The sequence below is a fragment of the Streptomyces sp. NPDC044719 genome (assembly GCF_056433405.1).
Window position 1 is genome coordinate 59410 of sequence record NZ_JBWKHE010000015.1, and the last position, 22500, is coordinate 81909.

At 72.4% G+C, this 22500-nt stretch carries 21 protein-coding genes; 11 read left to right on the plus strand and 10 right to left on the minus strand.

Features of this window, described 5'->3' with window-relative positions; all coding sequences use genetic code 11:
• The first annotated feature begins 18 nt into the window (after window positions 1-18).
• Both AC07DF_RS39800 and AC07DF_RS39805 read left to right on the plus strand, forming a co-directional pair.
• On the plus strand, window positions 19-945 hold the full coding sequence (locus tag AC07DF_RS39800) for a polysaccharide pyruvyl transferase family protein (RefSeq protein ID WP_478982203.1): 927 nt from the start codon (window positions 19-21) through the stop codon (window positions 943-945).
• A 112-nt stretch (window positions 946-1057) separates the two neighbouring features.
• Entirely contained in the window at window positions 1058-1384 is a 327-nt protein-coding gene (locus tag AC07DF_RS39805; protein WP_478982205.1) for a DUF3040 domain-containing protein, read from the plus strand.
• Here AC07DF_RS39805 and AC07DF_RS39810 read toward each other — a convergent pair.
• Together AC07DF_RS39810 and AC07DF_RS39815 are read right to left on the minus strand one after the other, a co-directional pair.
• On the minus strand, window positions 1377-1976 hold the full coding sequence (locus AC07DF_RS39810; protein WP_478982207.1) for an HAD-IIIA family hydrolase: 600 nt from the start codon (window positions 1974-1976) through the stop codon (window positions 1377-1379). The two genes, AC07DF_RS39805 and AC07DF_RS39810, sit on opposite strands and share 8 nt — an antisense overlap.
• Window positions 1973-2974 (minus strand): glycosyltransferase family 2 protein, encoded by a 1002-nt coding sequence (locus AC07DF_RS39815; RefSeq protein WP_478982209.1) that lies wholly within the window; start codon window positions 2972-2974, stop codon window positions 1973-1975. Before AC07DF_RS39815 ends, AC07DF_RS39810 begins: the two co-directional genes overlap by 4 nt.
• 140 nt (window positions 2975-3114) lie before the next feature.
• Between AC07DF_RS39815 and AC07DF_RS39820 the strand changes: the two genes are divergently transcribed.
• The 4 genes from AC07DF_RS39820 (at window position 3115) to AC07DF_RS39835 (ending at window position 6373) form a co-directional block, all read left to right on the plus strand.
• Window positions 3115-3882 carry a polysaccharide deacetylase family protein gene (locus AC07DF_RS39820; RefSeq protein WP_478982320.1) on the plus strand — a complete coding sequence of 256 codons (768 nt, stop codon included), beginning with the start codon at window positions 3115-3117 and terminating at the stop codon, window positions 3880-3882.
• 89 nt (window positions 3883-3971) lie between these two features.
• Window positions 3972-4412, plus strand: coding sequence for an SRPBCC family protein (locus AC07DF_RS39825; protein ID WP_478982211.1), 441 nt, complete (start codon window positions 3972-3974; stop codon window positions 4410-4412).
• A gap of 72 nt (window positions 4413-4484) precedes the next feature.
• The gene (locus tag AC07DF_RS39830; RefSeq protein ID WP_478982213.1) at window positions 4485-5291 is read left to right on the plus strand and encodes a helix-turn-helix domain-containing protein; all 807 of its coding nucleotides are present in this window, start codon (window positions 4485-4487) and stop codon (window positions 5289-5291) included.
• 62 nt (window positions 5292-5353) lie between these two features.
• On the plus strand, window positions 5354-6373 hold the full coding sequence (locus AC07DF_RS39835; RefSeq protein WP_478982322.1) for a methyltransferase: 1020 nt from the start codon (window positions 5354-5356) through the stop codon (window positions 6371-6373).
• An 8-nt stretch (window positions 6374-6381) separates the two neighbouring features.
• Here the strand turns inward: AC07DF_RS39835 and AC07DF_RS39840 are convergent, their stop codons facing one another.
• The 5 genes from AC07DF_RS39840 to AC07DF_RS39860 form a co-directional block, all read right to left on the minus strand.
• Window positions 6382-7533: an XdhC family protein gene (locus AC07DF_RS39840; RefSeq protein ID WP_478982215.1), complete on the minus strand. Its 1152-nt coding sequence runs from the start codon at window positions 7531-7533 to the stop codon at window positions 6382-6384.
• Window positions 7534-7576: 43 nt separating this feature from the next.
• Window positions 7577-9034: an NCS2 family permease gene (locus AC07DF_RS39845; protein WP_478982217.1), complete on the minus strand. Its 1458-nt coding sequence runs from the start codon at window positions 9032-9034 to the stop codon at window positions 7577-7579.
• Between the two features lie 122 nt (window positions 9035-9156).
• Window positions 9157-11553, minus strand: a complete 2397-nt coding sequence (pucD, locus tag AC07DF_RS39850) for a xanthine dehydrogenase subunit D (RefSeq protein WP_478982219.1) — start codon at window positions 11551-11553, stop codon at window positions 9157-9159.
• Between the two features lie 2 nt (window positions 11554-11555).
• A complete protein-coding gene (locus tag AC07DF_RS39855; RefSeq protein WP_478982221.1) occupies window positions 11556-12140 on the minus strand; it encodes a (2Fe-2S)-binding protein in 585 nt (194 codons plus the stop codon).
• Window positions 12140-13030, minus strand: coding sequence for an FAD binding domain-containing protein (locus AC07DF_RS39860; RefSeq protein WP_478982223.1), 891 nt, complete (start codon window positions 13028-13030; stop codon window positions 12140-12142). The genes AC07DF_RS39855 and AC07DF_RS39860 overlap by 1 nt, the downstream gene beginning before the upstream one ends.
• A 306-nt stretch (window positions 13031-13336) precedes the next feature.
• On the opposite strand from AC07DF_RS39860, the gene AC07DF_RS39865 reads away from it, so the two are divergent.
• Together AC07DF_RS39865 and AC07DF_RS39870 are read left to right on the plus strand one after the other, a co-directional pair.
• Window positions 13337-15013, plus strand: a complete 1677-nt coding sequence (locus AC07DF_RS39865) for a PucR family transcriptional regulator (RefSeq protein WP_478982225.1) — start codon at window positions 13337-13339, stop codon at window positions 15011-15013.
• Between the two features lie 148 nt (window positions 15014-15161).
• On the plus strand, window positions 15162-15941 hold the full coding sequence (locus AC07DF_RS39870) for a hypothetical protein (RefSeq protein WP_478982227.1): 780 nt from the start codon (window positions 15162-15164) through the stop codon (window positions 15939-15941).
• A gap of 332 nt (window positions 15942-16273) precedes the next feature.
• On the opposite strand, the gene AC07DF_RS39875 is transcribed toward AC07DF_RS39870, so the two are convergent.
• Window positions 16274-17059 (minus strand): GntR family transcriptional regulator, encoded by a 786-nt coding sequence (locus AC07DF_RS39875; RefSeq protein ID WP_478982229.1) that lies wholly within the window; start codon window positions 17057-17059, stop codon window positions 16274-16276.
• Window positions 17060-17209: 150 nt separating this feature from the next.
• Between AC07DF_RS39875 and AC07DF_RS39880 the strand changes: the two genes are divergently transcribed.
• Both AC07DF_RS39880 and AC07DF_RS39885 read left to right on the plus strand, forming a co-directional pair.
• Window positions 17210-18061, plus strand: a complete 852-nt coding sequence (locus AC07DF_RS39880; protein ID WP_478982231.1) for a (2Fe-2S)-binding protein — start codon at window positions 17210-17212, stop codon at window positions 18059-18061.
• 256 nt (window positions 18062-18317) lie between these two features.
• Window positions 18318-19358 (plus strand): DUF2637 domain-containing protein, encoded by a 1041-nt coding sequence (locus AC07DF_RS39885; RefSeq protein ID WP_478982233.1) that lies wholly within the window; start codon window positions 18318-18320, stop codon window positions 19356-19358.
• Between the two features lie 57 nt (window positions 19359-19415).
• Here AC07DF_RS39885 and AC07DF_RS39890 read toward each other — a convergent pair whose 3' ends face one another.
• Window positions 19416-19838, minus strand: coding sequence for an ATP-binding protein (locus tag AC07DF_RS39890; protein ID WP_382496435.1), 423 nt, complete (start codon window positions 19836-19838; stop codon window positions 19416-19418).
• 487 nt (window positions 19839-20325) lie between these two features.
• Window positions 20326-20949, minus strand: a complete 624-nt coding sequence (locus AC07DF_RS39895) for a hypothetical protein (RefSeq protein WP_478982235.1) — start codon at window positions 20947-20949, stop codon at window positions 20326-20328.
• 231 nt (window positions 20950-21180) lie between these two features.
• Between AC07DF_RS39895 and AC07DF_RS39900 the strand changes: the two genes are divergently transcribed.
• Window positions 21181-22494, plus strand: a complete 1314-nt coding sequence (locus tag AC07DF_RS39900) for a helix-turn-helix domain-containing protein (RefSeq protein ID WP_478982237.1) — start codon at window positions 21181-21183, stop codon at window positions 22492-22494.
• Window positions 22495-22500 lie beyond the last annotated feature (6 nt).

Genomic DNA, 22500 nt, shown 5'->3' on the forward strand with positions numbered 1-22500 from the left:
GCTGGGCACTCAGGGCATGTGCACACACAAGACGGCAAGCGACCGCGCAGGGTTCTGCTGACCGGCTGGTTCAGCTTCCGGGACAGGGAGGCGACCGCCGGGGACGTACTGGCCCTGCGCCGGGTGGAGGACGTGCTGCGGGGGACGGGCATCCCCTACGACGTCGCCTGGAGTCCGGGCTTCCGTCCGGAGGCGCTGCATCTGGAGCGGCTGTGGCCCGAGGACTACACCCACCTGGTGTTCGTGTGCGGCCCCTTGCACGGGCCGCAGGTCGAGGAGCTGCACCGGCGGTTCGCGCACTGTGTACGGATCGCCGTGGGCACCTCGGTGATCGACCCCCGCAGCACGGCCGTGACCGGCTTCCACCGAGTGCTGCCGCGGGACGCTCCCGACCACGAGCCGGTGGAGGATCTGGCGGCCCGCGCCCCGGACGTGCCCGCCCGGCCCGTCGTCGGGGTGATCCTCGCGCACGGGCAGCACGAGTACGGGCGGCTGCGGCGGCACGGGCAGGTCGCCGAGGAGGTGACGCGGTGGCTGGCCGGGAAGGACTGCGGCAGGCTGGAACTGGAGACGCGGCTCGACGCGCACGACTGGCATCTGAGTGCGACGCCGGCGCAGCTCCAGTCCGTGCTGGCCCGGATGGACCTCGTCGTCACCGACCGGCTGCACGGGCTGGTGATCGCGCTGCGGGTCGGCACCCCGGTGCTGGCGGTCGACCCGGTCGCGGGCGGCTCCAAGCTGACCGCGCAGGCCCGCGCCTGCGGCTGGCCCGCGCTGGTGGCCGCCGAGCGGCTGGACGTGCGGCAGTTGGACCGCTGGTGGGACTGGTGCCTGACCGGCGGCCGGGTGACCGCCCGGCAGATCCGCGACGGATTCCGCGAGGGCACCGTGCCGGACAGCGCGGACCGGCTGGTCGAGGCGCTGGCAAGGCCGGTCGCCGGTTAGCCCGGCGACCTCACGGGGCATCCGCATCTACGTTCCCCGCTGTACTTCCCCGCTTCCCCCGCCGCACGTCCCCCCGGAGGAGAGACGGTCCGGCCGCCCGGAAGGAGAGAGCGTGTCCATCGGCCGACTTCCCGATCACGAGCAGCGCATCCTCGACGAGATGGAACGCGTCCTGCGCCGCGACCGCCGCCTCGACCGCCGGCTGCGCACCCTGCGGGTGCGCCGTCGCCCCGACCCCGCCCGTGTCCTGGCCCGCCTGGCCGCCTACCGTCCCCGTGTCTGGACCGTATTGGTCCTGTTCGCGGTGTCGGCGGGCCTGCTGGTGGCCGGGATCGTCACCTCCGAGCCGGGGGTGATCTGGGCGTTCGCCGCGATATGCCCGCTGGCGCTGTACGCGACGTTCCGGTTGATGTGCCGGTGGTGCGGGACCTCTACGTGACGCCGCCCGGCCCGGGATCCGCCGTGAAAGCCTCCTGGATGGGGCGTTCATCGACCAGGACACGACCCTTGGGCGGGCCGTCCAGCACCGCTCGGACCGCCGTCATCAGGTCCGGGGCGACATGGTCCGCGCTCAGGGTTTCCTCGGGGCGGGTCCGGGCGGTCGGTACGAGGATGCCGCGGGCACCGGCCCGGCGAGCGGCCGCCACGTCGGCGTCGTTGTCGCCGACGACGACGAGGCCGGTGGGCGCGGTGCAGATACTTCCGGCCGCCCACAACAGCATGCCGGGGTGCGGTGTACGGCACCGGCAGCCGTCGCCGGGGCCGTGCGGGCAGACGGCGAACACGTCGAAGGGGCCGAGAAGTTCGTCGACGCGGTGATGGACGCGGCGGACGTCGGCATAGGTCAGCGGTCCGTGTGCGTCACCGGACCGCTGGGCGACGACGCCGGTGCGGATGCCGCGGGCGCGCAGCAGGGCGAGCGCCTCGCGGGCGCCCGTGACGGGGCGTACGCGCCCGGGGCCGGCGTCGCGGGGGAGGTCCTCCACCAGGGTGCCGTCACGGTGGAACAGCACGGCCTTCACCGGGTTCACGAGGTGGCCTCCTCCTGCCAAGCCGGGGCGTGACGGTGACGCCAGGCGCCGGTCAGGCGGTGCCAGGTCGCGGCCGGCGGGATGAGCACGCTGGTCGCCACCATGGTCGTCACTTCGTTGCGGGTGCGCGGGCCGAGCGCGATACGGGCCCGGGCGAACTCCGCCGTGCCGGCCGCCCAGCCGAGCGCGCAGGCCGTCGCGGCCCGTCCGTGCCCGGCGGCGGCGAGGGCGCACGCCGCGACGCCCGCGGTCGTGATCGCCGCGTGGGAGCGGATCCGGCCGCGCGGCGCGACCGCCTTGTCCCACCAGTCGGGCCCGTGCAGATGCCGCATGAGGGCGTCGTCGGCGTTGCCGCGCTGCTGGCGCACCGACACCCAGCGGGAGGCGGGGCGCACGGGGTGCCGTGTGGTGCGGCGGCCCTGCCGGATGCGCCAGCCCGAGTCGAGCACGCGCAGCGCGAGATCGGCGTCCTCGCGGAAGGCGCGCTCGAAGCGTTCGTCGAAGCCGCCGACCTGCTTGAGCGCCTCCGTGCGGTACGCCATGTCGGAGGTGATCCAGTGGGCGCGGGCGAGTCCCGCCGTGCCGCGTTCCCAGTCGGTGGGGCGGCGTTCGCCGGGCAGCGGGACGGCGATGACGCCCTGGACGCCGGCGATGTCGGGTGACGCCTCGGCGAGGTCCTCGGCCAGCTGATCGCACCAGTGGGGCCCGACCTGGACGTCGTCGTCGAGGAACACGGTCCACGGCGCCGTCACGGCGCGCAGCCCGGTGTTGCGGGCGGCGGCGGGCCCACGACCGCCGCCGCCCAGCACTGTGGTGCGCCCCCGCAGGTCGCCGAGGACGCTCAGCGGATGTTCCAGCTGCCCGGGACCGGGGTCGGGCCGGTCGTCGACGATCACGATCTCGCCGGGGCGGGGGCCGGTCGCGGCGGCGAGGGCCGCGAGACAGTCGGCGAGGGTGTCCCGGACGACGGTCGGGATCACGACGGCGTACGAGGTCATGCGGCGGTCCTCCCTGCGACGATCGCCCGCCTTCGGTGCTGGCGAGTGCCGCGGTACGGCCGTCTCAAACGCCACAGGGACTATACATCGCGCGTATACACGCTATGTATAGTCTCGCCATGCCTTCTCTGACCAAGAAGATGACGAAAACGGGGACCGCGTTCCGAACTGCCGGAAAGCTTACGGCGATCGCCGCTCTGACCCTCGCCCTCAGCGGTTGCGCGGGGCCCGACACCACGGCCCCCAGCGCCGTCCGCGCCCAGGCGGCGACGGACATCCAGGCGGCCCGCTTCGGCACCGTCGACTGCCGTGAGGCGAAGTGCATCGCGCTCACCTTCGACGCGGGGCCGAGCGAGCACTCCGCGCGCCTGCTGGACATCCTGAAGGAGAGACAGGTCCCGGCGACCTTCTTCCTCCTCGGTGAACGGCACATCGAGAAGTACCCGGAGCTGGTGCGGCGCATGGCCGACGAGGGCCATGAGGTGGCCAGCCACACCTGGGACCACAAGATCCTGACCCGGCTGAGACCCGAGGAGATACGCGAGGAGCTGGAACGCCCCAACCAGGAGATAGAACGCCTCACCGGACAGCGCCCGACCCTGATGCGCCCGCCCCAGGGCCGCACCGACGACACCGTGCACGAGATCTGCCGCGAGCTGGGCCTCGCCGAGGTGCTGTGGAGCGTGACGGCGAAGGACTACAAGACGACCGACTCGGCCCTGATCACCCGCCGCGTCCTCGCCCAGGCGTCCCGGGACGGCATCATCCTGCTGCACGACATCTACGACGGCACCGTGCCGGCCGTCCCGGGCATCATCGACGCCCTCAAGGAACGGGGGTACGTGTTCGTGACGGTGCCCCAACTGCTGGCACCTGGGAAGGCGGAGCCCGGGAAGGTGTACCGGTAGGGCAGGAGCCGCCGTACGGCGGCTCGGCCGAGTGGGTGAGCCGTACCCGAGCGGGCCGCTGAGCAGCGCGGGTTCCCTACGATCGGGACGTGGCCAACATCCTGCTCGAACGGACCGTCCCGCTCCCCCTCGACGAGGCGTGGCGGCGGATCACGCAGTGGCAGCGGCACGGTGAGGGGGTGCCCTTGACACGGGTCGGTCCGGTCCCGCCCGGGCCGACCCGCGTCGGCACTCTCGTCGTGGCCCGCTCGGGCGTCGGACCGCTGTCCTTCGACGACCCGATGGAGGTCACGGTGTGGGAGCCGCCGGAGGAGGGGGTCCCGGGGAGGTGCCGTCTGGAGAAGCGGGGCCGGGTGGTCCTGGGCTGGGCGGAGCTCGAGGTGCGGCCGGGGCCCGGCGGCCGCGCCCGCGTGGTGTGGCGGGAGGAGATCCGGATCCGGCTGCTGCCCTCGCTCTTCGACGGCGTGGTCGGGCGCTCGGCACGATATGTGTTCGGCCGGGCGTTGAACCGCCTGCTGAGACAGGCGTGAGGGGCGCCGGGAAGACTTCCGCGCGGAACAATCGTCCAAGACAGGCGCCGGGAAGTCGGCGACCGTGGAGTCATGCGCAGCTACGAAGCGGAGGCCGAGCCCGGCTGGGACGTCGTCCTCCCCCGCGGTGATCTGTCGCTCGGCGGTGTCCGGATGGCCGGGTTCCGTGAGCGGTCCGCCGGCGGGCTGGACTTGCGGGTGCTGCCCCAGCCGGCGGTGATCGTCGTCATCGGCCTCGGGGACGAGCCGTTCGCCGTCGAGGGCGCCGGCGGGCACCGGCCCTTGCGGAGTTTCGTCGCCGCGCTGTCGCCGGGCCCGGCCCGGATCCGCGGTGCGGGTGTCGAGTGCGTCGAGATGCGTCTGTCACCGCTGACCGCCTACGCGCTGCTGGGTGTCTCGCCGCGCGAGCTGGACGGATCCGTCACCGGGCTCGAAGACCTCTGGGGGCGGGACGGACACCGGCTGCGGGAGCGGATGGCCGGCACCCCCGGCTGGGAGCACCGTCTCGCGCTCGTGGACGAGTTCCTCGCCGGGCGGGCCGCGCGGGCACCGGCGATGGCGCCCGAGGTCGCCGCCGCCTGGGAGACCATCGTGGCCCGGCGGGGCCGGGTGCGGGTCGGTGACCTCGCGGCCTCCTGCGGCTGGAGCCGCAAGCGGCTGTGGTCCCGGTTCGGCGACCAGATCGGCCTCACCCCGAAGCGCGCCGCCATGCTGGTCCGCTTCGACCACGCCGCCCGTGCGCTCGTCGGCGGCGCCGGTGCCGCCGACGTCGCCCAGACGTGCGGCTACGCCGACCAGCCCCATCTCCACCGCGACGTACTGGCCTTCGCGGGCTGCACGCCCACCGCCCTGGCCGGCCGCGCGACATCCGCCGGCTGACCGGACCCCGACTCACGCAGGAGGAAAGACCCGTGGCGAACACGCACGTTCTCACGCCCGACATGAACGACCGCGACCTGCTCGTACGGCTCGTCTTCGGCAGCATGGCGGCCCAGACCGTCCGCGCGGCCGTCCGGCTGAGGATCGTCGAGCTGATCGGCGGCACCCCGCGCCCGGCCGCCGACGTGGCCGCCGACGCCGGAACCGCGCCCCAGCCCATGACCCGGCTGCTGCGCGCCCTGGCCGGCCTGGGACTGCTGACGGAACACGCCCCCGGCACCTTCGCGGTGACGCCCGCGGGCGCCCTCCTCGACTCGGACCGCCCTGACTCGCTGACCTCCTTCGTACGGATGTTCACCGAGCCGGAGATCATCCGCGCCTGGGAACACCTGGACGACAGCGTCCGCACCGGCGATGTCGCGTTCGACACCGTCTTCGGCACGGACTTCTTCAGCCACCTCGCCCGGCGGCCCGAGCTGTCCTCGCTGTTCAACACGGCGATGAGCCAGGCCACCGCGGAGACCGCCGCCGCGCTGCCGGGCGCCTTCGACTTCGGCCGGTTCGGTTCGGTCACGGACGTCGGCGGCGGGGACGGCACGCTCCTGGCCGCCGTGCTCACCGCGTTCCCGAAGCTCACCGGGGTCGTCCACGACACGAGCGACGGTCTGGCCCAGGCGCCGAAGACCCTGCGGCGGCACGGGCTCTCGGACCGATGCTCCCTGGCCGCCGGGGACTTCTTCCGCTCGGTGCCCGAGGGCTCGGACCTCTATCTGATGAAGAGCATCCTGCACGACTGGCCGGACGAGCAGGCGGTCACCGTCCTGCGCCACTGCCGTGCGGCGCTGCCGCCCGGCGGACGGGTCCTGATCCTGGAACCGGTGCTGCCCGAGGTCGTCGGGACCGACGGTGACGGGGGCCCGTATCTCAGCGACCTCAACATGCTGGTGAACGTGGGCGGCAGGGAACGCACCCGCGAGGACTTCGAGGAGCTGTGCCAGGCCGCCGGGCTGTCCCTGCTCGCGGTCACCCCGCTGCCGGAGGCCGAACCGTTCTCACTCCTGGAAGCCGCGGCGAACCAGTAGCCGGGGCCTCAGGCCACCGAGCCGATCCGCCCCACCGCCCCCGGCTCCGGCTCGTGGTGGATCGGGGTGTGAGCCCCGGTCAGCGACACCCCGCTGCCTCCGCGCCGCCCGGCGACGATCTCCGAGGCGATGGACAGGGCCGTCTCCTCGGGCGTACGGGCGCCGAGGTCCAGGCCGATCGGCGAGTGCAGCCGGCTCAACTCCAGCTCGGTGACGCCGGCTTCCCGCAGGCGGGCGTTGCGGTCCAGGTGGGTGCGCCGGGAGCCCATGGCACCGACGTACGCCACCGGCAGCCGCAGCGCCAGCTCCAGCAGGGGCACGTCGAACTTGGCGTCGTGGGTCAGCACGCACAGGACCGTACGGGCGTCGACGTCCGTGCCCTCCAGGTAGCGGTGGGGCCACTCGACGACGATCTCGTCGGCCTCCGGGAACCGCGTCCGGGTCGCGAAGACGGGCCGTGCGTCGCACACCGTGACGTGGTAGCCGAGGAACTTGCCCATGCGGACCAGGGCCGACGCGAAGTCGATCGCACCGAAGACGATCATGCGGGGCGCCGGGACCGAGGACTCGACCAGGACCGTGAGCGGTGCTCCACAGCGTGAGCCCTGCTCTCCGATCTCCAGGGTGCCGGTGCGGCCGGCGTCCAGGAAGGCGCCTGCCTCGGCGGCGACCGTGCGGTCCAGTTCCGGGTGGGCGCCGAAGCCGCCTTCGCGGGACCCGTCGGGGCGGACCAGCAGGGCCCGGCCCGTCAGTTCGGGCGGACCCGACACGATCCGCGCCACCGCCGCCGCCTCCCCTTGTGCGGCGGCGGTGAGCGCGGCCGCGACCACCGGACGGACCGGATCGGCGGCCCGTACCGGGGTGACCAGGATGTCGATGACGCCGCCGCAGGTCAGGCCCACGGCGAAGGCGTCGTCGTCGCTGTAGCCGAAGCGCTCCAGGACGGTCTCGCCGTCCCGCAGCGCCTGTTGGCACAGCTCGTAGACCGCGCCCTCCACGCAGCCGCCGGAGACCGAGCCGATCGCCGTGCCCTCGGCGTCCACCGCGAGTGCGGCGCCGGGCTGGCGGGGCGCGCTGCCGCCGACGGCCACCACGGTGGCCACGGCGAAGTCACGGCCCTGCTCGACCCACCGGTTCAGCTCCTCGGCGATGTCCAGCATCTGTCTCGGTCTCCTTAAGGCTGCGGGGCGGCTACGGCGGGCGTCAGTGGACGCCCAGCCAGCTCTCGATCGGGTTGAGGGCGAAGTACACGAGGAACACCGCCGTCAGGATCCACATGAAGGCGCCGATCTCGCGCACCTTGCCCTGGGCGGCCTTGATGGCGACGTAGGAGATGACGCCCGCGGCGACACCGGTGGTGATGGTGTACGTGAACGGCATCAGAACGACCGTCAGGAACACCGGGATGGCGGTGGCCCGGTCGGCCCAGTCCACGTGCCGGGCGTTCATCAGCATCATCGCGCCGATGACGACGAGGGCGGCGGACGCGACCTCCTGCGGCACGATCGCCGTGAGCGGCGTGAAGAACAGACAGGCGGCGAAGAACGCGCCGGTGACGACCGAGGCGAGGCCCGTGCGCGCGCCCTCCCCGACACCCGTCGCCGACTCGATGAACACCGTCTGGCCCGAGCCGCCGGACACGCCTCCGATCGCGCCGCCGGCCCCGTCGATGAACAGCGCCTTGGACAGGCCCGGCATCCGGCCCTTGTCGTCGGCGAGCTTGGCCTCGGTGCCGACGCCGATGATCGTCGCCATCGCGTCGAAGAACCCGGCCAGCACCAGTGTGAAGACGATCATGCCGACGGTCATCGCGCCGACCTGGCCCCAGCCGCCGAACTCCACGTCCCCGAAGAGCGAGAAGTCGGGCATGGACACCGCGCTGCCGTGCAGTTCGGGTGCCCCGGCGGCCCACTGCTTGGGGTCGATGACCCCGGCCGCGTTCAGGATCGCGGCGACGATCGTGCCGCCGACGATGCCGATGAGGATGGCGCCCGGGATGTTCCGGGCCTGGAGCATGAAGATCAGCAGCAGGGTGCCGGCGAAGAGCAGGACCGGCCAGCCGGCCAGTTCGCCGGCCGGGCCGAGCGTGACGGGGGTCGCCTTGCCCTGGTGCACGAAACCGGACTTGTAGAAGCCGATGAGGGCGATGAACAGGCCGATGCCCATGGTGATGCCGTGCTTGAGCGCGAGCGGGATCGCGTTCATGATCATCTCGCGCAGGCCGGTGACGACCAGCAGCATGATGATCACGCCGTACATCACGCACATGCCCATCGCCTGCGGCCAGGTCATCTCGGGCGCGACCTGGGAGGCGAGGACACCGGAGACGGACAGGCCCGCGGCGAGGGCGAGCGGCACCTTGCCGACGAACCCCATCAGCAGTGTGGTGAGGGCCGCCGCGAACGCGGTCGCGGTGATCAGGCCCTTCTGCGCGAGGGTGTCCCCCGCCACGTCCTTGCCGGACAGGATCAGGGGGTTGAGCAGCAGGATGTACGCCATCGCCATGAAGGTCGTGACGCCACCGCGCACCTCACGCGCGACCGTCGATCCTCTGCCGGATATGTGGAAGTACCGGTCGAGCCAGGACCGTCCGGCCGGGACGCGGGTGCCTTCGCCCGCGTCGTCGGCTGTGGTCCTCGGCTCTACTGACTGCTGGGTCATGTGGGCCTACTCCCAAGTTTCATAGGGGGTTGGGATGCACGACCCGGGGGACGGCCCGAGACGAACTAAGGGGGGTCCGGGGGAGGGCACGGGAACGCGTCCCCCGGACGGAACTCTCCTGTTCAGGCCTCGGAGAGTGACGTACCCGTGAGGTGCTCGGGCCGTACTGGAGTCCGGTTCAGCTCGAGCCCGGTCGCGTTCCGGATGGCCGCGAGGACCGCCGGCGTCGACGACAGGGTGGGTGCTTCGCCGATGCCGCGCAGCCCGTACGGGGCGTGCTCGTCGGCGAGTTCGAGGACGTCGACCGGGATGGTCGGCGTGTCGAGGATGGTCGGGATCAGATAGTCGGTGAAGGAGGGATTCTTGACCTTCGCCGTCTTCGGGTCGACGACGATCTCCTCCATGACCGCCACGCCCAGGCCCTGTGTCGTGCCGCCCTGGATCTGGCCGAGCACGGACAGCGGGTTGAGCGCCTTGCCGACGTCCTGGGCGCAGCCCAGCTCGATGACCTTCACCAGCCCGAGCTCGGTGTCGACCTCGACGACCGCGCGGTGCGCGGCGAAGGAGTACTGCACGTGGCCGTTGCCCTGGCCGGTGCGCAGGTCGAAGGCCTCGGTCGGCCGGTGCCGCCACTCCTCCTCGACCTCCACGGTCTCGCCCTCCAGGACGTCGGCCAGGCCGGCGAGGACCTCACCGCCGTCCGTGACGACCTTGCCGCCCTCCAGCAGCAGCTCGGCCGTGGCCCACGCCGGGTGGTAGGAGCCGAACTTGCGGCGCCCGATCTCCAGCACCTTCTCGCGCACCAGCTCACAGGCGTTCTTCACGGCGCCGCCGGTGACGTACGTCTGCCGCGAGGCGGAGGTCGAACCGGCGCTGCCCACCCGGGTGTCGGCCGGGTTGATGGTCACCTGCGCGACGCCCAGCTCGGTCCGGGCGATCTGCGCGTGGACGGTGACACCGCCCTGGCCGACCTCGGCCATGGCCGTGTGGACGGTGACGACGGGCTCGCCGGCCACGACCTCCATCCGCACCTTCGCGGTCGAGTAGTCGTCGAACCCCTCGGAGAAGCCCACGTTCTTGATGCCGACCGCGTAGCCGACGCCGCGTACGACGCCTTCGCCGTGTGTGGTGTTGGACAGGCCGCCCGGCAGCTGCCGTACGTCGGCGCCCTCGCTGGACTCCCACTGGCGCTCCGGCGGCATGGGCATGGCCTTGACGCGGCGCAGGAGCTCGGCGACGGGAGCCGGGGAGTCGACGCGCTGCCCGGTCGGCAGCAGCGTGCCCTGCTCCATGGCGTTGAGCTGCCGGAACTCCACCGGGTCCATGCCGAGCCTCTGCGCCAGCTTGTCCATCTGGGCCTCGTAGGCGAAGCACGCCTGGACCGCGCCGAAGCCGCGCATGGCGCCGCAGGGCGGGTTGTTGGTGTAGAGGGCGATGGCCTCGATGTCCACGTCCTCGATCACGTACGGGCCGACGGACAGCGAGGAGGCGTTGCCCACGACCGCCGGGGAGGCGGAGGCGTAGGCGCCGCCGTCCAGGACGATCCGGCACTTCATGTGGGTCAGCTTGCCGTCGCGCGTGGCCCCGTGCTCGTAGTACAGCTTCGCCGGGTGGCGGTGGACGTGCCCGAAGAAGGACTCGAACCGGTTGTAGACGATCTTGACGGGCTTGCCCGTGCGCAGCGCCAGCAGGCAGGCGTGGATCTGCATCGACAGGTCCTCGCGGCCGCCGAACGCGCCGCCGACGCCGGACAGCGTCATCCGCACCTTGTCCTCGGGCAGGCCGAGCACGGGCGCGATCTGGCGCAGGTCGCTGTGCAGCCACTGGGTGGCGATGTAGAGGTGGACGCCGCCGTCCTCCTCGGGGACGGCGAGGCCGGACTCGGGGCCGAGGAAGGCCTGGTCCTGCATGCCGAAGGTGTACTCGCCCTCGACGATGACATCGGCCCGCTGCCGTGCGGCGTCGACGTCACCGCGGATGATCGGCTGGCGGTGGACGATGTTCGGGTGCGGCACATGGCCGGCGTGGTGGTCGTCGCGGCCCTCGTGGACGAGGATCGCGTCCGGCGCGGTCGCGGAGGCCTCGTCGGTGATGACGGGCAGTTCACGGTAGTCGACCTTGATCTTCGCGGCGGCGCGCCTGGCCGTCTCCGGATGATCGGCGGCGACGATCGCGACCGGCTCTCCGTGGTGGCGGACCTTGCCGTGGGCGAGCACCGGGGTGTCCTGAATCTCCAGGCCGTAGTTCTTCACCTCGGTGGGCAGGTCGTCGTACGTCAGCACGGCGTAGACGCCCGGAGTTGCCAGTGCCTCGCTCGTGTCGATGGACACGATCTCGGCGTGTGCGACGGTCGACCGGAGGATCTGCCCCCACAGCATGTCCTCGTGCCACATGTCGGACGAGTACGCGAACTCGCCGGTGACCTTGAGGGTGCCGTCCGGGCGGAGTGTGGACTCGCCGATGCCGCCCTTGGTCCGGGAGCCCTGGGTGATCTTCGTGGGTGCGCCAGTGGTGGGCATGCTCAGTCCGCCTCTCCCTGCCGGGCGGCCGCCAGGCGCACCGCGTCCATGATCTTCTCGTAGCCGGTGCAGCGGCACAGGTTGCCCGACAGCGCCTCGCGGATGTCCGCGTCGGACGGGTTGGGGTTCCGCTCCAGCATCTCGTCGGCGGCGACCAGCAGGCCGGGGGTGCAGAAGCCGCACTGGACGGCGCCGGCGTCGATGAACGCCTGCTGGATCGGGGAGAGCTCGGTGCCCTCGCCGGTCTGCGAGTCGACGCCCTTGGCCTGCCACTCCTGGGCGCTCCGCAGCGACGTACCGCAGGCACCGGTCGCACAGCCGCCGTGCTCGGCGCGCTGCTTGGCGAAGTCGGCGAGCCCCTCGACGGTGACGACCTCGCGGCCCTCCACCTGACCGGCGGCGACGAGGCAGGAACACACCGGAACCCCGTCGAGCCGGACGGTGCAGGACCCGCACTCGCCCTGCTCACAGGCGTTCTTGGACCCGGGAAGGCCCATGCGCTCCCGCAGCACGTACAGCAGGGACTCGCCCTCCCAGACGTCGTCGGCTTCCTGGGGACGGCCGTTGACCGTGAAGTTGACGCGCATCACGCAGCTCCCTCGGTGAGGCGGCGGGTGCCGCGGTAGGACTCCCAGGTCCAGGTCAGCGTGCGGCGGGCCATGACGCCCACGGCGTGGCGGCGGTAGCTCGCGGTGCCCCGGACGTCGTCGATCGGGTTGCAGGCGGCGGAGCACAGGTCGGCGAACTGCTTGGCGACCGACGGGGTGACGATCTTCCCGTTGTCCCAGAAGCCGCCCTCCTCCAGAGCCGCGTTCAGGAACTCCTCGGCGGCCTTGGCCCGAATGGGGGTCGGGGCGGCCGAGCCGATGCCGGTCCGCACGGTCCGCGTCTCGGGATGCAGGGCGAGCCCGAACGCGCACACGGCGATGACCATGGCGTTCCTGGTCCCCACCTTGGAGAACTGCTGGGGCCCGTCGGCCTTCCTCACGTGCACGGCGCGGATCAGCTCGTCCATGGCCAGCGCATTGCGCTTCACGCCCTTGTAGAACTCGTCGATCGGGATCCGGCGCGACCCGCGCACCGACTCGACCTCCACCTCGGCGCCCGCGGCGAGCAGCGCGGGGTGGGCGTCGCCGGCCGGGGAGGCGGTGCCGAGGTTGCCGCCGACGCCGCCGCGGTTGCGGATCTGCGGGGAGGCGACCGTGTGCGAGGCGAGGGCGAGACCCGGCAGTTCGGCGCGCAGGTTCTCCATGATCCTCGTGTACGGCACGGAGGCACCCAGCCGGACGCTCTCCTCGCCGACCTCCCACTCGGAGAGGTCGCCGACGCGGTTCAGGTCCATGAGGTACTCGGGCCGGCGGTGGTCGAAGTTGATCTCGACCATCACGTCGGTGCCACCCGCAATCGGCACAGCTGTGGGGTGCTCGGCTTTCGCGGCGAGCGCCTCCTCCCAGCTGGCGGGGCGAAGGAAGTCCATGACCGGCTCTCTTCTCCGTCTTCTCGTGGGGCGTTCAGATTGAGCCAATCCGTGTGCGGCGGTCCCGGCTCGTTCATGTGCTGTTAACGCGTAGTGGCCTCAGTACACAGCGCGGTACGCCGACCGGGTCAGTCACGGAAACCATGAAGGAGTTGGCTGGCCAGGACGGTCATCTTGTAGATTCGTATGAACGGAGGCCATCAGAAACCCCTTCGTTCTCCTGTGGAAACGCGCGACACAGCCGCGTGACCTGGAACACAGCCGGGGCAGGGCTTGATTTCGAGACAAAGAACGGCGGCGACGAGAATGCGGCTGCGCGCACTGCTGGACACCGACGCGCTGGGCCTCAAGCTGCTCGGCGGCGAGGAGGAGCTGGACCGCACGGTGCGTGGCGTGATGACCACCGACCTCCGCGACCCCAGCCGCTATCTCTCGGGCGGCGAGCTGGTGCTCACGGGCCTGGCCTGGCGCCGGGACGCCGAGGATTCGGAGCCGTTCGTCCGGATCCTGGCGCAGCAGGGCGTGACGGCCCTCGCCGCGGGCGAGGCCGAGCTCGGAGACGTCCCGGACGACCTGGTCGCGGCCTGCGCCCGCCACCGGCTCCCCCTCTTCGCGGTGCACGAGTCGGTGGCGTTCGCGACGATCACCGAGCACGTCGTACGGCAGGTCTCCGGCGAGCGTGCCGGCGACCTCGCGGCCGTGGTCGACCGCCACCGCCGGATGATGACCTCGGGCCCGGCGGGCGGCGGCCCGGACGTGGTCCTGGACCTGCTCGGCTCGGACCTGGACCTGCGCGCCTGGGTCCTCGCCCCCACCGGCCGGCTGATCGCGGGCTCCAAGGCCGCCGGCCTCGCCGCCCTGCCCGCGGAGACCTGCGGGCGCCTGGCGGCGGAACACCTGACCGCCACCCGCACGGGCCGCCGCGCCCCGCACCGCGTCCTGCTGGGCGGCACCACCTACTCCCTGTTCCCGATCCGCTCGACGGGCCGCTCCCCGCACACCGCCCGCGACGTCCGCGAGAGCCTGCTGTCCGACTGGCTGCTGGCCGTCGAGGCGGACGCCGGGGACTGGGCCGAGGAGCGTCTCGACCTGCTGCACGGCGTCACCCAGCTGATCGCGGTCGAGCGGGACCGCCGCGACGCGGCGCGCACGGTGCGCCGCCGTCTCGCCCAGGAGGTGCTGGAGCTGGTCCAGACGGGCGCGGCCCCGGCCGAGATCGCCGCCCGCCTGCGCGTGGCCGCGCCGGTGCTGCTGCCGGGCCTCGGGGCCGCGCCGCACTGGCAGGTGGTCGTGGCCCGCGTCGACTGGGACGGGGACGAGATCGAGGGCGGCCCGGTGGCCCAGGCCCTGCTGGAGGAGATCCTCGTCGACCCCCTGGCGGCGGGCCCGGAGCACTCCGACCGCATCGCCGTCGCCCACACCGGCGACGAGGCCATCGCCCTGCTCCCCCTGCCCGCCGTGTCGACGGAGCACGACGGCTCCGAGGCCGGCGTCCTCGCGGACGCGCTCCTGGAATCCGTACGGGACCCCCTGACGGCGGGTCTCGACGGCGACGGGCACCTCACCCTCGGCGTCAGCGCGGCCGTGCACTCGGCGGAGGGGCTGCGGGGCGCCCTGGAGGAGGCCCGCCACGCCCGCCGGGTGGCGGCGGCCCGCCCGGGCCGGGTCTGCGCGGCGGGCCACCAGGAACTGGCGTCGCACGTCCTGCTGCTCCCGTTCGTCCCGGACGACGTCCGCCGCGCCTTCACGGCCCGCCTCCTGGACCCCCTGCGGGACTACGACCGCCGCCACCGGGCCGAGCTGATCCCCACTCTGGAGGCGTTCCTGGACTGCGACGGCTCCTGGACCCGCTGCGCCGGCCGCCTCCACCTGCACGTCAACACGCTGCGCTACCGGGTCGGGCGAATCGAGCAGTTGACGGGCCGTGATCTGTCGCGGCTCGAGGACAAGCTGGATTTCTTCCTGGCCCTGCGCATGAGCTGAGACACGGGGGTCCCGTCCCAAACACGGGACGCCCCTGAGTCCCACGACTTTGTGAAATCCTTCACCCACCCTCTTGGCCCGACGCCGCGATTCGTGCTGAGATGCCGCCACCACTCAACAGCTCGATGGCGTGCTCGGGGAGGGCAACGTGGCGCATACCGCCATGTCTGGTAACGGAACGACCGCTGGTGACGATCCCCTCCAGACCGCGGTATGGCGGCTGCGCTCACGCGGGTGCTGGGCCGACGCGGCCGCCCTGCTGCTGCCGGATACGCCCGCGGCGGCGCTCCAGCGGGCGTCGTTGCTGGTGGAACGGTGTCTGTACACCGAGCAGGGCTGGGAGGAGGCCGAGGACGCGCTGCGCACGGCCGAGGCGCTGGCCCACAGCGACGACGAGCGGGGCGCGGCCGCTTGTGAACGCGGTTACTTGGCCTACGCCTCGACGCTGCTCGTGGTGCGGGACCGGGCCGACGAGGCGCGGGCCGCGCTGGGGCGGGCGGCCGCGCTGATCCCGCCTGGGGCTCCGCAGCGGGCCCTGCTGGACTTCCGTCGCGGTCTGCTGGCGGAGAACCTGACGAGCTCCCCGCAGGCGGCGCGGGCCGCGTACCGCCGTGCGCACGCGGGGGCGACGGCGCATGCCAACCCGCTGTTGCTGTCGTTCACGTGGCGCCATCTGGCCGGACTCGCCCTGCGGGACGGGGAGTTGGCGGAGGCGCGCCACGGTTTCGCGGAGTCGCTGCGGATCCGGGAGGAGCTGGGGTATCTCGTCGGCACGGCCCCCGCGCTGGTGTCCCTGGCGGACACGGAGACCGAGCCGGAGGCGTCCCGGCTGCGGGAGGAGGCCCGGCGGTTGTTCCGGCTGCTCGGGGGCGTGCCGACGTGGCTGGCGCGGCAGTTGGCCCCATTGCCGCCGGCAGCGACGGCTTGAGCACGTGACGAGGTACTCGGCGTCTTGGCTGGGGCCGGGGTGGGTCCGCAGCCCGGCGTTGCGGGGTGCCGCTGCGCCCACCCGTGCCGCCCTGGGGGCACCTCCCAGGCCCTCAAGGCACTGGGGGAGGCACGCATGCCCGCAGCTAGGGCCCGACGCGCCCGCACCCGCGTACGGCGAGAAGGGGACGTGTCGGGGGGTGTCCGCCCGCAGCGGTTGTCGCGTCAACGAACAGTCAATTGGTATGCGACCCCATCGCGACGTTCCGAGGACGGACACCCCCCGGCGCGGCCCCGACCCACCACCCGGCGCGAGGCGCGACGCGCACCCCCTCAGCCCGCACCCGTGAAGTGCTCCCCCACCAGTACCCGCACCACATCCAGATCCCGGGCGATCAACGCGTCCAGCAGCGCCGTGTGTTCATGCGCGTCCGCCACCAGGTCGGCCCGCCCCCGACCGCCCGGCCCGCCCCCGACCAGCGGCCACTGCGCCCGCCGGTGCAGGTCCTCCGCGATCTGGACCAGCTGCTCGTTGCCGGACAGCGACAGCACCGCCCGGTGGAACACCCGGTCGGACTCCGCGTAGGTCGCGCGGCAGCCGGAGGACGCCGCGCGGACCGTCGCCTCGGCGAGAGGCCGTAGCTCGGCCCAGCGTTCGGCGGGAACAGCCCGGGCCAGCCGCAGCATCACCGGAACCTCGATCAGCGACCGGACCTCGGCCAGTTCCGCCAGCTCCCGCGCCCCCCGCTCGACCACCCGGAACCCACGGTTCGGCACGACCTCGACGGCGCCCTCGAGGGCCAGCTGCTGCATCGCCTCCCGCACCGGCGTCGCCGACACCCCGAACCGCTCGCCCAGCACCGGCGCCGAGTACACCTCACCGGGTCGCAGATCCCCCGCCACCAGCGCGGCGCGCAGCGCGTCCACGATCTGCCCGCGCACGGAGGACCGCTGAACCACGGGCCGAGGCCGCGGCAGGACCGGCTCACTGTGCGTGTGCTCACCGCGCACCGCCCCTGCCTGCTGCGGCACCCGCGCCTGCTCGCCCTGTCCGGCCTGCCCCACCGCCCGCTCCCACGGAGCCCCCGTTCCGGCGGAGCCCTGCGCCCCCTGCTTCATGGGTCCTCCTCCGGACGTATCGGTACTTGGGGTCATTACGGCGGGTTGTTACTCGTCCGTCAAGCACCATAAGCGCACCGAGCGCCAGTTCAAATCCCAGCGATCTTGAGTTAGGTTAGGCTTACCTCTAGTAAGTGGATCGGTGATCGCATGCCCGTGCCCCGTTCGGCCGTATCCGGCGCCTACGCCCGTCTGGCCGAGGTCCTCCCGGGGCTCGCCGTCACCGAACTGAACCCCGAGGACGCGACCCCGCGGGGCGGCGCCTGGGCCGCCGCCACCGACCTCGCGGCCGCCGGCCCCGCCCTCGACGCCTTCCTGTCCTGGGACGAGGACCAGATACGACGGGACTACGGCCAGCGGGCACGACCGGACGTGGTCGCCAGCTTCGGCCTGCACCGGTACGCCTGGCCCGCCTGCCTGCTGATCACCGTCCCCTGGTTCCTGAACCGCCGCGTGCCCCGCTACCCCGTGACGCACGTCTCGTACGACCGCACCGCCCCCGGCCACCCCATCGGCCGCATGGCGGTCCGCCCGGCCGGCTTCACCTGCCTGCCCGACGACGAGGCCGCCGCGCTGCCCGGCGCCCGGGTCGTCCCGGACGAGGAGGCACTGCGCGCCGAGGTGCGGTCGGCGGTCGCCGAGCACCTGGAGCCGGTCCTGACCGGTTTCGGCCCCCGGATGCGGCGTCGCGGCCGGGCCCTGTGGGGCATGGCGACCGACGAGATCGTCGAAGGTCTCTGGTACATCGCCCAGCTGTTCGGCGAGATCGAGGAGCGGCGCGCGATGCGCGAGCTGGAGCTGCTCCTGCCGGGCGCGACGAAGCCGTACGTGGGCACGGCGGCGTTCCGGGAGCTGACCGGCCCCGGCGGCGAGCCACTGCGCACCCGGGACCGCGCGAGCTGCTGCATGTTCTACACGCTGCGCCCGCAGGACACCTGCGCCACCTGCCCGCGCACCTGTGACGCCGACCGGGTCACCAAGCTGCTGGCCACGGCCAGTTGAGACACCCTCGGAAATAGTCGGCTCCACCCGTAGGATCATCGCGAAAACGCGCAGCAGGTTTCCGCAGAACCACCCGTACGGATAGTCCTGTTCGAACTCAACTCCCGCCTTTCACACGGTAGTTCGAGCAGAACGCAGCCCTGAACATTACCTTGCACTTCCTTGGCGGCCTCTTGCCCCGAAACCCCCTGAGGGCCGTTGGGATTGGGCCACTATGGCGGGCGTTACGCCCTATCCCAATGCAAGGGACCCCCAGATGAAACTGACCGACATATCGCTGAACTGGCTGCTTCCGGGCGCCGTGCTTCTCCTGGGCATGCTGGCGGCGATAGCGGTTCTCGCGCGCGGCAAGCGCTCCTCGGTCAAGGACACGAGCGCGGACGATTCCTGGGAGCGCAGCGAGGAACGCCGCAGACGCAAGGAGGCCCTCTACGGCACCGTCTCCTACGTCCTCCTCTTCTGCTGCGCGGCCGTCGCCGCCGCGCTCTCCTTCCACGGCCTGGTCGGCTTCGGCGAGCAGAACCTCGGCCTCAGCGGCGGCTGGCAGTACCTCGTCCCGTTCGGCCTGGACGGCGCGGCGATGTTCTGCTCCGTGCTCGCGGTGCGCGAGGCCAGCCACGGTGACGCGGCGCTCGGCTCCCGGATACTGGTCTGGACGTTCGCCTTCGCCGCGGCCTGGTTCAACTGGGTGCACGCGCCCAGGGGCATCGGCCACGACGGCGCCCCCCACTTCTTCGCCGGCATGTCGCTGTCCGCGGCGGTGCTCTTCGACCGCGCGCTGAAGCAGACCCGCCGCGCCGCCCTGCGGGAGCAGGGCCTGGTGCCGCGCCCGCTGCCGCAGATCCGTATCGTGCGCTGGCTGCGGGCTCCCCGGGAGACGTACAGCGCCTGGTCGCTGATGCTCCTGGAGGGCGTGCGCAGCCTCGACGAGGCGGTCGACGAGGTGCGCGACGACAAGCGCAAGAAGGACGAGGCCCGGCAGCGGCGCCGCGACCAGCAGCGCGTGGAGCGGGCCCAGCTGAAGGCGATCAGCCGCGGCCACCGCGGTCACTTCGGCCGCGGCGGCGGCCGGCAGCTCGAGGTGCAGGTGGAGCGCGGCTCCTCGCAGGTCTCCGCGGAGCCTGCCATATCCGCGCCGGAGCCACTGCCCGTCCGCTCGCGTCCCTCCCTGCAGCCCGCTCGCAAAGGAGCTGAGCCGGTGACCGTCGACCTCACCGCCGAGGACGACACCATGGCACTGCCGCGTCTCGACTCCCTGGAGCGCAAGCTCAAGGACCTTGAGCAGCAGTTCGGCTAGTCCGGCCGAACGGAGCCGGGTAGGGGGCGTGGCCTGCGGGCCGCGCCCCCTACCCGTTCATGCCGCCTCGGCCTCCAGCTCGAACCAGACGGCCTTGCCCACTCCGTGCGGCCTGACACCCCAGGCGTCCGCGAGGGACTGCACAAGGAACAGGCCCCTGCCGTTCGTACCGTCGTCGGCGATCGGTACGCGCAGCCGGGGTCTGCGGGCCACGAAGTCCCTTACCTCCACCCGCAGTCCACGCGGCCCGACCGTGGCCGTCAGGAGCGCGTCGCGATCGGTGTGGACGATCGCGTTGGTGACGAGTTCGCTGGTGAGCAGTTCCGCTACGTCGGATCGTCCGGTCCTCCCCCACTGCCCGAGCAGCTCCCGCAGGGCCCTGCGGGCTTCCGGCACGGCCCGCAGGTCCGCCCGCCCGAGTCTGCGCCTCAGCTGAGGCACGGGCACCTGCTCCGTGTCGTCGTCGGTCTTGTCCTCCACCGTCTTCGCCGAGAAGGCCCCTATCGTTATGGGACCGCCTCCCCGTGCCTGCCTCTCCATGACCCCCGCCCGCGCGCCGATGTCGGTTCCCCTCCTGCTCGAACACGTTCACGGGGATCCATGCCCCATCGGACACGCGGCAGTCATGTCGAGTCGTCAACGACCGGGTGTTCGGCCAATCGGACGGGACCGGCGGGCCGGGCAGCGGGCCGCTGAGGAGTAAGGCAATGGAGGTGAGGGGGACAAGAGGGTAGCCGGTCCGGGCCCCTGGGTGGATCCTGACCGCCGAAGATCGGACGATGGGCCGATGGCCGGCTGCCGATCCCTGCGTACGCCGCGAAGGACCGGGGCGACCGGCCCCTCTGTGCGGTGTTCCGGTGAAGTTGGCCGAAGTACGACGGTCTTGACAGGCGCCGAGACCGGTACGGGGCCGTCCTCCCCACCCCCGTGGCGGGAGGACGGCCCCGGTCTTCCAGCGGAGGCGCGGTCAGTACAGTTTGTTGACGGCGGTGGTCGTCGTCTTCTTGAAGGCCGCCACGGGAGCGTCGTCGAAGTCGCCCATCTGCCCCCACGACACGACGGTGACGGTCCTGCCGTCCCGTCCGACGGACAGCAGCGAGATGTCCGTGGCGCCCCAGGAGGTCTCGGTGTGCAGGCCGCGGACGCGGGCGCCCTCCTCGACCGGCAGCGTGCCGTAGTCCCGGCCCTCGGCCTCGACGTCCGGGGAGTTCTCCTCGATGCGGTCGGCGCAGGTGCGGATCAGGTCGTCGTAGTGCTTCGCCAGGGCCTTGGCCTGGGCGGCTGAGCCCGTCACGACGGTCAACTGCACGGCGCTGGTTTCCAGGTCGGTCCGGAACTTCCGGTGCCGGTAGTCGTAGTCGAGCACGCCCTCCGTACTCACGCAGGAGCCGAGTTCCTCCGGGAACCCCTCGGCGACCGGCCCGGCGGTCCAGGACGACGTCGGGTGCGGCGGCAGCTGGGACGCCGACAGGAACTTGGGTGCGGCAGTCTTCGGCGCGGCGCCGGCGGCCGGTGCCGTGAGGACCGTGCCCGCCGCGAGGGCGGCGACGGCGAGTGCGGTGACAGCGCTCGTTCGGATGCGCATGGACATGGGTGTTCCCCCGTGATGAGTGCGTGGACGTGGATGCCGCGGCGAGGCCGGCTGGTCGGCCCGGGCCTGGTCGGTGCGACACCAAGAGCATCAGCGGTCACAGCCGACGGGCGCAACAAGCTGCGGCCGATCGGCCACGGTGGAACCATCCCAGGCCGTCTGACGTGCAGGTACAGGGATGCCTGGGATGCCGTCCCGGGCCGGGTCGGACCTTACGAGGGCGGGGGAAACGTGTCGGCACAGGAAGACGTGGACGACGTCGGGGAGTTCGCGGCGCTGCTGAGGGCGCTGAAGGAGCGCACGGACCGCAGTTACGGTTCGCTGGCACGCCGTCTGGCCATGAACACCTCGACCCTGCACCGCTATTGCGCGGGCGAGGCGGTCCCTGTCGACTTCGCGCCCGTGGAGCGTTTCGCGGCGCTCTGCGGGGCGACCCCGGAGGAGCGCCTGGAGCTCCACCGCCGCTGGCTCCTGGCGGTGGCGGCACGCCGGCGCCCCCGTACGGCGAGTGCGGTGGAAGAGACGGCACCCCCGGTGGAGCAGACGACACCCCCGGTGGAGCAGACGGCACCCCCGGTGGAGGAGAAGGGCGACTCGGATCCGTCCCCGCTCCCCCGCCGCCCCTGGTACCGCCGCAGACGCGTGGTGGTCGGGCTTGCCGCCGCCTGCGCGTTACTCGCGACGCTGGGGAGTCTGTCCGCGCTGCCGGACGGACGGCGCCCCGCCGCCGACCGTGCCCGTACGGCCGGACCCGCCGCGTCCGGCACGACGGAGGCGAAGGCACCGGACCGGAGGGACACCTCGCCCACCCCGAGCGGCTCCCCCACCACCAGGCGGCCTTCGGCATCCGCCACCCCGAAGAGGAAACCGGCGCCCGCGCCCTCCTCCGATCCGGGCACCAGCCCGCCGAGCAGGGGGAAGCAACCCGCCGTGCCCCTCACCTGGTCCGTCGACTCCCAGGCCTGGAAGCTCGGCTGCGGTCATGACTACGTCGTCGCCAGACCGCCCGGGCAGGTGCCCCCGCCCCCGGCCCCGCAGGACGCCGGGACCTGGGCGGCGACGCAGAGCGCGGTGCACGGCGGGGAGACGCTCGTGGAGCTGTCGGTGCAGGGGCGGACCGACACGGCCGTCGTGCTGAACGCGCTGCGCGTGCGCGTGGTGGGGCGTACGGCCCCCGCTCCGGGCAACGCCTACGCCATGGACCAGGGCTGCGGCGGTGCGGTGACCCCGCGCTACTTCGACGTGAACCTGGACAAGGACCGGCCCATCGCCCACGCGGTCGCCGGGAACGACACCGGCGTGCCGATCCCGGCGGTGCGCATGCCGTACCGCGTCTCGGCCGAGGACCCCGAGGTGCTGCTGGTCACCGCACGGACCGTGACCTGCGACTGCCGCTGGTACCTGGAGCTGGACTGGTCCTCCCAGGGCCGCAAGGGCACGGTCCGCGTCGACGACGCCGGCCGCCCGTTCCGCACCAGTGGCATCAAGGGCCTGCCCCGGTACATGTACGACACCTCGGCACGCCAGTGGGCGCCGTACAGCTGACCGCGC

Coding starts and splice junctions, on each gene's coding strand:
- AC07DF_RS39815 (WP_478982209.1), bottom strand. CDS start 2,974: ATGACCTCGTACGCCGTCGTGATCCCGACCGTCGTCCGGGACACCCTC.
- AC07DF_RS39820 (WP_478982320.1), top strand. CDS start 3,115: ATGACGAAAACGGGGACCGCGTTCCGAACTGCCGGAAAGCTTACGGCG.
- AC07DF_RS39830 (WP_478982213.1), top strand. CDS start 4,485: ATGCGCAGCTACGAAGCGGAGGCCGAGCCCGGCTGGGACGTCGTCCTC.
- AC07DF_RS39835 (WP_478982322.1), top strand. CDS start 5,354: ATGAACGACCGCGACCTGCTCGTACGGCTCGTCTTCGGCAGCATGGCG.
- AC07DF_RS39840 (WP_478982215.1), bottom strand. CDS start 7,533: ATGCTGGACATCGCCGAGGAGCTGAACCGGTGGGTCGAGCAGGGCCGT.
- AC07DF_RS39845 (WP_478982217.1), bottom strand. CDS start 9,034: ATGACCCAGCAGTCAGTAGAGCCGAGGACCACAGCCGACGACGCGGGC.
- pucD (WP_478982219.1), bottom strand. CDS start 11,553: ATGCCCACCACTGGCGCACCCACGAAGATCACCCAGGGCTCCCGGACC.
- AC07DF_RS39855 (WP_478982221.1), bottom strand. CDS start 12,140: ATGCGCGTCAACTTCACGGTCAACGGCCGTCCCCAGGAAGCCGACGAC.
- AC07DF_RS39860 (WP_478982223.1), bottom strand. CDS start 13,030: ATGGACTTCCTTCGCCCCGCCAGCTGGGAGGAGGCGCTCGCCGCGAAA.
- AC07DF_RS39865 (WP_478982225.1), top strand. CDS start 13,337: ATGCGGCTGCGCGCACTGCTGGACACCGACGCGCTGGGCCTCAAGCTG.
- AC07DF_RS39875 (WP_478982229.1), bottom strand. CDS start 17,059: ATGAAGCAGGGGGCGCAGGGCTCCGCCGGAACGGGGGCTCCGTGGGAG.
- AC07DF_RS39880 (WP_478982231.1), top strand. CDS start 17,210: ATGCCCGTGCCCCGTTCGGCCGTATCCGGCGCCTACGCCCGTCTGGCC.
- AC07DF_RS39885 (WP_478982233.1), top strand. CDS start 18,318: ATGAAACTGACCGACATATCGCTGAACTGGCTGCTTCCGGGCGCCGTG.
- AC07DF_RS39895 (WP_478982235.1), bottom strand. CDS start 20,949: ATGTCCATGCGCATCCGAACGAGCGCTGTCACCGCACTCGCCGTCGCC.